Annotated in this window: 9 protein-coding genes; 5 read left to right on the forward strand and 4 right to left on the reverse strand. The window is 38.2% G+C overall.

What is annotated here, in order from left to right:
- Positions 1-127: 127 nt before the first annotated feature.
- Together HUU81_RS13575 and mutY are read right to left on the reverse strand one after the other, a co-directional pair.
- Positions 128-400 carry an oxidative damage protection protein gene (locus HUU81_RS13575; protein ID WP_199609476.1) on the reverse strand — a complete coding sequence of 91 codons (273 nt, stop codon included), beginning with the start codon at positions 398-400 and terminating at the stop codon, positions 128-130.
- A gap of 121 nt (positions 401-521) precedes the next feature.
- Entirely contained in the window at positions 522-1,598 is a 1,077-nt protein-coding gene (mutY, locus tag HUU81_RS13580; RefSeq protein WP_233520505.1) for an A/G-specific adenine glycosylase, read from the reverse strand.
- A 149-nt stretch (positions 1,599-1,747) separates the two neighbouring features.
- On the opposite strand from mutY, the gene trmB reads away from it, so the two are divergent.
- From trmB to arcA, 5 genes are all read left to right on the forward strand, one after another.
- Positions 1,748-2,470 carry a tRNA (guanosine(46)-N7)-methyltransferase TrmB gene (gene trmB / locus HUU81_RS13585; RefSeq protein ID WP_199609477.1) on the forward strand — a complete coding sequence of 241 codons (723 nt, stop codon included), beginning with the start codon at positions 1,748-1,750 and terminating at the stop codon, positions 2,468-2,470.
- A 133-nt stretch (positions 2,471-2,603) separates the two neighbouring features.
- Positions 2,604-3,668, forward strand: coding sequence for a 16S rRNA (guanine(1207)-N(2))-methyltransferase RsmC (rsmC, locus tag HUU81_RS13590; RefSeq protein ID WP_199609478.1), 1,065 nt, complete (start codon positions 2,604-2,606; stop codon positions 3,666-3,668).
- Between the two features lie 132 nt (positions 3,669-3,800).
- Positions 3,801-5,432 carry an ATP-binding protein gene (locus tag HUU81_RS13595; protein WP_233520506.1) on the forward strand — a complete coding sequence of 544 codons (1,632 nt, stop codon included), beginning with the start codon at positions 3,801-3,803 and terminating at the stop codon, positions 5,430-5,432.
- On the forward strand, positions 5,429-5,989 hold the full coding sequence (locus HUU81_RS13600) for a YfiR family protein (protein ID WP_199609479.1): 561 nt from the start codon (positions 5,429-5,431) through the stop codon (positions 5,987-5,989). The genes HUU81_RS13595 and HUU81_RS13600 overlap by 4 nt, the downstream gene beginning before the upstream one ends.
- Positions 5,990-6,123: 134 nt before the next feature.
- Positions 6,124-6,849 (forward strand): two-component system response regulator ArcA, encoded by a 726-nt coding sequence (gene arcA / locus HUU81_RS13605; protein ID WP_199609480.1) that lies wholly within the window; start codon positions 6,124-6,126, stop codon positions 6,847-6,849.
- Positions 6,850-7,054: 205 nt separating this feature from the next.
- On the opposite strand, the gene HUU81_RS13610 is transcribed toward arcA, so the two are convergent.
- On the reverse strand, positions 7,055-9,439 hold the full coding sequence (locus HUU81_RS13610) for an ATP-binding protein (protein WP_199609481.1): 2,385 nt from the start codon (positions 9,437-9,439) through the stop codon (positions 7,055-7,057).
- A gap of 31 nt (positions 9,440-9,470) precedes the next feature.
- Entirely contained in the window at positions 9,471-11,354 is a 1,884-nt protein-coding gene (locus tag HUU81_RS13615) for a cyanophycinase (protein WP_199609482.1), read from the reverse strand.
- Positions 11,355-11,369 lie beyond the last annotated feature (15 nt).

An 11,369-nucleotide genomic window follows, 5' to 3' on the forward strand; every position in this document is an offset into this window, starting at 1 on the left:
GATCCTCCCTGATACGCTATTTACGTGCCATGATTGCAATGATTAAACGTAATCAAAACGAGAGAAAACCAATATAAACATTACCACAGTCAGGTTATTTACATTGGCTTTATAGAGAGATTTGGCGTTATTTTTCAGGTGGCTTATAACCTTCTACCACAATATCTTCACCTTCAAATAAAAACTTCACCATGCTTTCTTCTAGCTGCGCGCGATGCTGTTCATCCATCATGTTTAATTTGTGCTCATTGATAAGCATGGTTTGCTTTTTTTGCCACAACGCCCAAGCTTCTTTAGAAATGTGATTATAAATTTTGGTACCTAACTCGCCCGGATAAAGCTGAAAATCTAAACCATCAGCATCTTTTTTTAAATATTCACAATACACTGTACGCGACATTTCTAATTCCTTAATTCATTCAAAAATCTTTACTAGGGCTTACCCTATTCATAGTTTATATTACTGACCAAAATAGCCAATACAATTTTATTTGTAGCTATATTACCTTCCAACACGCACGCTAGATAATCATCTCTAAAATTTTTTGAGTAGCGGCAGCTGTCCCTACTTTTTGTGTTACATTTAAATTGTACCAAAGCTGCAATTCATGCTCAGCCACTTTGGTTATAGAATAATTATCACTATGTTCAACTTGTATGAGTATTGGCTTAATATCTAAATGATAGTGACTAAAAGTATGCCTAAACGAACTTAACTCATGCTGTGATAGCGCAACTAAACCCAAACTTGATAATGTTTCTGCAATATTTTGCTCTTCTTCAACTTCGTAGAAACAATATAACCCACCCCAAATCCCCGTCGGCGGACGCTTTTTAACCAGCACTTTATCGTCTTGTTTAATCACCAGCATTATTGTGCTTTTTGTAGGAATTTGTTTCTTCGGTTTAGACGTTGGAAATTGAGTTGGTTTACCCGTTTGATAACCTGCACAGCGATCAATTAACGGGCAAATATCGCACTTAGGTTTTGAGCGTGTACAGGTTGTGGCACCTAAGTCCATCATCGCCTGATTATAGGCTGGAACTTCTTGCTTTGGGGTGTAAAGGGTTGCAGCTTGCCACAATTTATTCTCGATATCTTTTTTACCCGGCCAACCTTCTAAGGCCATAAAGCGAGTAAGTACGCGTTTTACATTACCATCTAAAATTGGGTGTGACTGCCCAAGCGATAGCGATAAAACAGCACCAGCAGTACTTCTGCCAATTCCCGGCAATGCAATTACATCTTCAATGTTACTAGGAAACACTCCATCATGGATATCAACCACTTGCTGAGCAGCTTTATGTAAGTTTCTTGCTCGCGCGTAATAGCCAAGCCCTGTCCAATGGTTTAACACTTCGTCCTGAGGTGCTTCTGCTAAACTTTCAATATTTGGAAAGCGTTCCATAAAACGTTGATAATAAGGAATAACTGTTGCCACTTGAGTTTGCTGTAACATGATTTCCGATACCCAAACTCGGTAAGGTGTTTTGTTCAGTTGCCATGGCAAATTTTTTCGCCCTTTAGCGTGATACCAGTTAACAACCTGATCGGCAAACCAAGTATCGTCATATAAAATAAATTCAGCGTTAGTCACGTATTTTGCCACTCAAACAACATCTATCTTCTTAAAATTGCGGCACAGTCTAGGCTTTCGTTAGCAAAAAACAAGGATAAACTTGTTAAGCCTATTAATACGGGCGATAATTAGCACCTTTAAAACTAACGCACATCAAACAAGTCACCATGCAAAAAGACCAAAAAACACTGGAACAAGCAAAAGCCGAAGGCAAATACATTCGCGAAATCAAAAGCTTTGTAAAAAGAGAAGGCCGTTTAACTAAAGGGCAAGCTAGTGCACTGGAAAAGTACTGGCCAACTATGGGATTAACGCATAATGATCAGCAACTCAATTTTGCAGATGTGTTTGGCCGTACGAGTGACGTTGTATTAGAAATCGGTTTTGGCATGGGCAAGTCGTTAGTTGAAATGGCAAAAAATGCACCAGAAAAAGATTTTATCGGTATAGAAGTACACCGTCCGGGCGTAGGCGCTTGCTTGAGTGAAGCCGCTGAGCACGATGTTAAAAACTTACGTGTTTATGAGCACGATGCAGTAGAAGTACTAAGAGATAATATTCCGAACAACTCTTTAGCCACTGTGCAGTTGTTCTTCCCTGATCCATGGCATAAAAAACGCCACCACAAACGTCGTATTGTGCAAACTGAATTTGTTTCAAAACTTCAAGAAAAACTAAAAATAGGCGGTGTTTTTCATATGGCAACCGATTGGGAAAATTACGCCGAACACATGATAGAAGTCATGAACCAAATGGAAGGCTTTGAAAACTTAGCAACAGATGGCGATTATATGCCACGTCCAGATCATCGCCCATTGACTAAATTCGAAAATCGTGGCCAAAAACTTGGTCATGGTGTTTGGGATATTATGTTTAAGCGTGTGAAGTAATCTGCAACTGAATGCTCAATCACTTTCTTTACGCAACGCGTAACTAAAAAACGGATTGAGCATTTTCTCTTTACACTTTGCCATCTTCATCAACATTATCATTTGTACGAAATAATTTAGTCAGAGATTAGCTATGTCACCACTTTCAAACCCAAGCCAGCTTATTGTTAGAAATATTGATTTATTAGAGGTGGAGCAGCTACTCATATTTAATGCGTTTACAGATAACCTACTGACTACCGTTTGCCAACACGCGAAATGTATTACGGCTTTCACGTCGAATTTTGCCTCTTATCAAAATGCACAAAAAGTCTGTGCTACAACCTCTAACCATACCGTAAACCATCATATTGGCCCTTGGTATAACGAAGCTCAAACATTCGATGCTGCGTTACTTTTTTTTCCAAAATCTAAAAAAGAATTTCTTTTCAACATTGAAAATATTTTTGCACAATTAAAAAGTGATGGGGTTGTGTATGTGGTTGGCGACAATAAAGGTGGCGTAAAATCACTACCCAAATTATTGAAAGAATACACCGTAAGCGTTGATAAAATTGACTCAGCCAGACATTGCTCACTATTTGCTATTTCGGCACCTAAAGAAAAGCAGGCATTTGAACCTGAAGACTGGTTTAGCAAATACTCATTCAACGTGGCTAATACTGAATTGGATATATATGCCCTGCCTGGCGTGTTCAGCCAAACAGAGTTAGATGAAGGAACTAAACTACTGCTTGAAACATTAGCAACTGAGCACAAAACGCCATTGAGTGGAAAAATATTAGACTTTGGTTGTGGCGCGGGTGTTATTTCAGCATGGCTTGCCAAAAATAATCCTAAAGCTCAAGTGACCGCGGTTGATGTAAGCGCACTTGCTGTAGCATCAACACAAAAAACATTAATGGAACAAGGGTTAGACGGCGAAGTATTTTTATCTGATGGTCTTTCAGAAATTACTCAAAACTATCACTACATAGTATCTAACCCGCCTTTTCATGACGGTGTCAAAACTCGGTACGACATGACAGAGCAATTTTTAAGGGATGCAAAGTCACATTTAAACAGTCGTACAAACAAATCCCACGGCCTCTACATTGTTGCTAACTCATTTCTTAAATACCCGCCTATTATTGAAAAAACGTTTGGCCAATGCTTGTGTATCACCAAAACCAAAAAGTTTAGCATTTACCAAGCTTAAGTTGATTTTTTGAGCACCTTATAAATAGCTAGGTGTGCTAATGTTGGTGGCGAGATTTACAAATAATTAGTTGTTAAAAAAGCAGTTTATGCTTAACTATAATTAAGCCTATCTAATTTATGTAACTCATAATTGACTGACTTTAAAACCAAAATTTCTATTAAAAATGCGTTAATTTGGGGGATCATGTCCATCTGCGCGTTGTCATTAATGGTGCAAGTTATCGCCATGACTACGCTCGAAATAAAATCCCAAAAAGAAGAGCTAATTAATCAAGTAACGTCTACCGCTGCTTTAATCGCCTTTAACGCAAGTACAAGTATTATTTTTAATGACCCAGATACTGAAAAAACACGCTTAGCATCATTTCAAGCTATCAACACAATAGAAAATATACATATTTATAAAAAAGATGAAATTACTGAGGAAGCTCACTTTTTTACCAGCTACAACAAATTGGGGGTGCCGACTGTTATTTCAAAAATAACTCAAATAGAGCAACTGCAAACCCCGACGTTTACTGCCGACTACCTTGAGTATATTGAACCAATTGAATACGAAGGCCTTACCTATGGCTATGTGTATATTCGTGCCTCGCTAGACAAGCTAAAAGAAAATCAGCTTGAACGTTTAACTATGTCTGGCGTGCTATTAGCCACGTTATTGATAATTGCACTACTGCTTGCATTAGCTATTAAGCGGCGCATAAACCGCCCAATACAAAGCTTTGTTAGAACAGTACAGAAAATATCAAAAGAAAAAGACTACTCAGTAAGAATGGAGAGAATACCAGTTGCTGAATTAGATACGTTAGCTAAAACCTTCAACATTATGCTTCAGCGTATCGAGCAAACCATGCATAAGCGTGATAAGGCAGAACAAGAAAACCTAACTTTAAATCAAAACTTAGAAGAAAAAGTCAATCAGCGCACTATCGCATTAAAAGAGTCAAACGCCGAGCTACTGGCAACATTAGAAAAAATGCACCAATATCAGCAGCAAATTGTTGAAACAGAGAAAATGTCTTCACTTGGGCAAATGGTTGCGGGCGTCGCACACGAGGTAAATACCCCTATTGGGCTCGGTGTTACCGCGTCGACACTTATGTTAGATAAATTACGCAAGATTCAAGAAGCGTTTGAAAATGAAAAACTAAGTGCAAATCAACTCAAACGCTTTTTAAAAGAAGGCGAAGATAACCTTAATATTATTTACCGCAACCTCGACCGTGCAGCAGAACTTATTTCAAGTTTCAAACAGGTTGCAGTTGACCAATCTCATGAAGAAACACGCACATTTAGTTGTCATAAATTATTACAAGAAGTATTAGTAACACTTCGTCCACATCTGAAAAAAGTTGATCACAAAATTACCATTGACTGTGACAAACAACTGCTTGTTACATCAAAGCCTGGCCCTCTTACTCAAATTATTATTAACCTGATGATGAACTCGCTAATTCATGCTTTTGATGAAAACCATAGCGGAAATATAAACATTAACGTTGAATTATTAAACCAACAAAACGAAATTAAAATAACCTATTCGGATGATGGTAAAGGCGTCGCGCCTGAAATACAGAATAAGATTTTCGACCCTTTTGTTACAACATCCAGAGGCACAGGAGGAAGTGGTTTAGGCATGCATTTAGTGTATAACCTTGTAACACAAGCTCTACAAGGTCGCATTACCATGCAAACAAAGCCCAATAAAGGCGCTACCTTTGAAATTGTGTTTCCTGTTATTGTGCAGCATACATCATGAATAGAAATATTGCTTTTCAACATCGCACAATAGCATGCTTATGCGTTCTGCTATTGCTGCTTATCAATAATGCTGCAGCTAACGCACAAGCAGTATCGGTTGAGGCTGTACGTGCTGCTTTTATATTTAAAATGACGCGCTTTGTGCAATGGCAAGGAGTATCGCAAAATGAACTAATCTTCTGTTTCTCCGACACATCACCTGAATCACCATCAAGCGTCTTACAACAAAAAGACACGTTGAAAACAGATAAATACAATATAACTATACGCAAACTTGCCTTACCTTTGGACGACGAAAGCAACAAAAGCTGCCAACTCGTATATATTTCAAAGCATGACATCGAATATATTACTGAAGCAAGCCTAAAGTTATTGTCTAAAACGCAGTTAACTGTAGGCGATAGCCAAGAATTTTTGGCTAATGGTGGTTTAATCTCACTGGTTTATGAACAGCAAAAAATCAAATTTTATGTTAACCGTAAAGAACTTAAGCAAAGCAGCTTACGTATTAATGCTAAGTTATTAGCTTTAGCGAAATTCTACCCACAAAAATAGCATCTTGAGTCTTTGCTGTATTCAACTTATAATCCGTGGGTTTGTTTGAATATAATGTATTGCACAGAGGGTATTTGGTCTAAATAACCAATACTACTTTTATGGTGCAATCTTAACTAAAGGTCCTAAATACAATGGAAACACCTGTCATCCTAATCGTTGAAGACGAAGATGTAACTCGCCTCAATTTAGTCAGCCTGTTTGAAGCAGAAGGCTATAATGTATTAGAAGCGACTGACGGTGAGCAAATGCACGAACAGTTGTCTACTCACACCGTAAATCTAGTTATTATGGATATTAACTTGCCTGGCAAGAACGGCTTAATTCTAGCAAGAGAGTTAAGACAAACTGGGGATATGGCTCTCATTTTCCTTACTGGTCGCGATAATGACGTTGACAGAATTTTAGGACTAGAAATTGGTGCTGATGACTACGTTACTAAGCCATTCAATCCTAGAGAGTTAACTATCAGAGCACGTAACTTGTTACAACGTGCACTAGGTGGCCCAGCAGAAGATCCTATCAGTAACGACGGTATTATTAAGTTCAATGGCTGGATACTAGACGAAAATAGTCGCTGTTTAACGTCACCATCAGGTGAATCAAGAAGACTGCCTAAAGGTGAATACCGCGCATTGAGACTAATGCTAGACTCGCCGGGTAAAATTTTCTCTCGTCAAATGCTGATCAAGCACATGACAGGCCGCGAGCTTAGAGAGAACGACAGAACTGTTGACGTAACTGTTAGACGTATTCGTAAGCACTTTGAAAGTGAAGATGAAAGCGTAGAGCTAATTAGCACGATTCACGGTGAAGGATATCGCTTTATCGGTAAAATCGAAAAGCAAAACGCTCAATAAACTTACCTCAATAAACTTACGTTGTTAAGTTGACGATTAAAGCAGTGTTATTTAATAAGTAACACTGCTTTTTTATTACCTTAAACATCTTATTAAACCAATACAAAATTTCGCTCTGCATCACCTTAAGAAGCTTACCAGCGACGTTAGCTGTCGTTAGCTGTAACAGTATCTACCTTAAGCTTACAACGCTTTAGGCTAAATCCTAGCGATGCCTCTCACAATATTCAAATACAGTTAATAAGTCGTACTCTACGTGCTTTCTTAATTGTTCAATATCTTCAGGTAATTTCTGCCAGTCGTATTGTTGTGTGTTTTCTATCTCTTTAGCAATAGATTGTATTCTACGAAGACCAATCGACCCCGCCGCACCTTTAAGCTTATGAGCTGAAGAAGTAAGACTTTCTGCATTTTGCTGCTCTAGCGCATTCTCTATTTCTTTGAGGTAAGCAGGATATAAGGTTTTAAATAAATTAATACTACGTGTGAAAGCTTCCTTTCCTAACGCCACCAAGAAGTCATCAATTGCTGATTCGTCTAACAGCGATAATTCCGTTTTTGTATCCTCAGCTAAAGTCGTTGCATCAAGGGCTTCAACGTGATGACCTTGATAGACAGAGACTGGCTCCTCCACGTTTTCAATATCACTTGAGTTAACCACAATTAATTCATGATTATCACTGCTGCCAAATAGATTTGCTAATACGTTATCCAATTTAGCCGTGTTCAATGGCTTGGCTAACGAGCCCTGCATATCAATGCCTTTCAGCTCTTCGTCAGCTTTTCTCACATTTGCGGTTAGTGCAACCATAGCTACACTATCAAAGCGCGACTCTTGCCTGATAATCTTTGCCACTTCACTGCCATTCATATCGGGTAATTGCATATCTAGCAATATTAAATCGAAGTCATCTTCAGTTTCTAAAAATGCCAGTGCATCTTCTCCCGTTTCAGCCCACACCACTTCATGATGGCGCTGCTCTAATAAGGCAATCGCAATTTGCGCATTAAGCGGCACGTCTTCAACCAACAGGATGTGTAACGGCTTACCATCATACAATGCAGGCATTTCTTTTTGAGCAAATTGCACCGGAAGGCTAATACTGAAGCAACTTCCCTCACCTTTTCTACTTTGAACACTAATTGTGCCATCCATTTTTTCAATTAGTGTTCTAGAAACTGCTAAACCAATACCCGAGCCAAGCGCATTATTTTGCCCTTTTGCACTTACCTTATAATAAAGCTCAAAAATATTATCTAGCTCGTGTTCAGGAATGCCAATACCAGTGTCAGAGATCTCAATATCTAGCATTGGCAAGTCACCAAGCTGAATAAGCCTTGCTGTTAACACTATTTCACCCTGTTTGGTAAATTTCACCGCATTATTAATTAAGTTCCATAATACTTGTCGCAAGCGAGTTGGATCGAGGTAAACAAACTTTTCCAACGGCCCTTCACGATGAATTTTAAAGTCTAAGTTTTTTTGCTGTGCGACTAAACAGCCAAAGTTGAAAACATCATTAATAAAGTCTGTTAAACAAACCGATTCGTAAGAAATATCGAGTTCACTTCTATCTAACTTATCTAAGTCAATAATATCATTAAATATATTACCTAATGTTTCAGCGCTGCTGAAAATTGTATTAACCCAACTACGTTGTTCTTGATTCATTTCAGATTCGAGCAGCATTCTTGCTAAACCTACAATACCATTAAGCGGAGTTCTTAATTCGTGGCTTAATGTTGCAATAAACCGCCCTTTTTCTAAATATGCTCGTTCGAGTTTAGTTTCCGTTAGTTTACGTTCCGTAATATCACGCCCAAACCCCAGCAATCCAATGTATTTGCCTTGGCCATCATAAAACGGCACTTTTCTCATTTCGAACCAACATGAGCCGTTTTCTGTAAAAAACTCGACATCCATGGTTAATTCAACATGATGAGAAAAAACTTCATGATCGTTAACAATTGCTTCAATCGCAGGATTATCAGCAAACACTTCTGAAGGACGTTTACCTAAAATCTCTGATGCTGATTTTTCGATGATCTTTTCAAACATGCGATTGCATGATGCGAATAAACCATTTTCATCGCGGTAATAGAATAAGTCAGGTGAACTATCAACAATCGAACGCAGCAGTAAACTTTGCTCCTGCAACTCTTGCTGCATTTTCTTACGCTCGGTAACCTCTTTTCGAAGCTCATCAACTGCTCTACGTTTTGCTTGGAATGCGTTCTTACGCTCTTCAATTTCATAATTCAAACGGTAGATATTGTCTTGAAGATTTTGATTTAAAAGGTGCTCTTGTCGACTTGAATCATTTATATAGTCAACGGTATGAATAAACTTTTTAATTAAGTTTAAGTAACCAAAAATAAAAAATGGAATTACTAATGCGAGAAAGAAAAGGTTTATCGCGATTTGATTGATATTAATATAACCAAAAGCAATATATAGATAGATCAGTTGGACAATGGAGGCAACAAACAAGGTAGCCAAGTACAGGCCAATACCTAAGCGTTTGCTGCCAAATTTTTGATAAATTTCAATTAAATATTTAGAGTTTGCCGTTAACTCAAATTGTGACATTTAATTATATCTTCAATTAACTAAATGCTGATTATAGCAAAGGACTAATATCTACCTGGAAATTACGGTAAGAACATAGTTTCATTTCAACACCCATGTGAGTAGTAACTCCCATACGAGTTAGCGTAGAACGTGACTTCTTAATATCTAACTGGAATCCACGTTCGTTACGTTGCTGTCGACCTTGGGCACTTTTAGCCTGCGTCATACACATTAATTGAGATATTTTCTTGTAATTTTGGCCACTAAAAATAGTGCCGCTGACTAATAAAGGTGTTTGATGATTGTTAACGCTGTATTTCCAAGGAGCAAACGTCACTTTTAACTCCCCCTGACGATACAACATTGTGTCGCCTGTCGTGATGTAATGCGTCGAAACATTATTTAACTTAGATACGTCACCTTTAAACTTGTTCTCTGTTGTTTCATTATCAATAACATAGACACCGCCTTGACCCACAACACTAAAGTTCACTTGTTTCTTATCTTTTCTTTCCCAACCAACTAATAAAGCTGTTTTCTCATCAATACCAAAGCCGAATCGTGTGTCAGTATCTGCACTTAGTTTAATTAAACGCGCTTGCCTGCCTTTTTCCGAAAAGTGTGTATCCAAAATCCCCCAGCGGAACAATCCTAATCCGCCTTTACTTTGGTACGTTAAATCATTTTCATCTAGTCCAGATTGGCAGCTACCTTCTTTAGCGCAGCCAAGTTTAGGAGCCGTAGTATTGTGGCTGCCATTAAGTAACGCATTTAAACTACGACCACTTGTGATCATCGGTGTTGTTGAAGCCATAAACTGACCTCCACTTAGTGCAGCTGTACCGGCATTGGATGCACCAACAATTAAGCTTCCTTTTTCTACCAGTTCTTTTATCAGTTTAAGCTCTTCAGTGTCATAGCCTTGACTCGATTTAAATGCTTTAAAGATTAAGGTTTGATCATCACCACCAATAAAAATAGCGTCTGCACTTTTAATTTCTGCAATGGTTAAGCGAGGTTTTTTACAAAATTGAGTCTGCTTTTCAGACCAGTAAGGATAAACTGCATCACGGTTCCATGCGCCTTGGATATTAGCTCGATAAGTTGCTAATTTTTCACATGTTTCACTATTTTTAGCCACTTGGTATGCTGGATCAATAGGCAACCAAAGCGTTTCTGCTCCAGCTGATGCAAAGGTATTCACGTATAAATCTGCAGCTGCGAAGCTATCTCGCTCACCCGCGGTTACAACGAGTACTTTAGGTTTTTTGCCGCCAGCCACCTTACTTGCAAGATCAACAAATTCTCGATAAATAGCTGTGCTGATTGAATCTTTACTATGTTCAATACTCACTCTTTCTTGTGCGCGTTCTTTCTTTTTATCGCCAACTTTAACTTCTACTTCTAAGTTATCTAACACGTAAGCTAGCTCTCGTTTTGATAAAGCGTAGAATGCATCTTTACCTGACACCCATACGCCATCAATTTCAAGTTCAGACTCTTTCCAGGACTTTTCAAACTCTTTTCTTGTGAGTGTTTCTGTGCCTAAACGCGCCAGTAAATAATCTAACACTCGGTGTGTTTGTTGCTGAATATCAGAACGAGACGGAGACCAAAATTCAGTATCGTTAATACGCTTAACTTTACTTTCGCTCATAGCAAATAACTGCGTAGTTTTGGCCTTGTCAAAAATGTCGTCATCAGTGCGTGTACAATTTCTTGGAGACATTGACGAACAAGCTTTTAATCCACCGCCAATCATCATGAGAGAGTATTGTGGAATTTCAACCACTTTTTCTTTTTTGGCTTTTGCAGACTTTTTCTTTTTCTGTTGCTCTTTAAAATAATCGCCAACACTCATTGCTGATAATTGAGCTGAAAATAATGAAAGGAAAACTGAAGCTAATGTTATTTTTATTAAATTTTTAGACATACTAATCATTTTCGA

It is taken from the genome of Flocculibacter collagenilyticus (assembly GCF_016469335.1).
Classification (GTDB): Bacteria; Pseudomonadota; Gammaproteobacteria; order Enterobacterales; family Alteromonadaceae; genus Flocculibacter; species Flocculibacter collagenilyticus.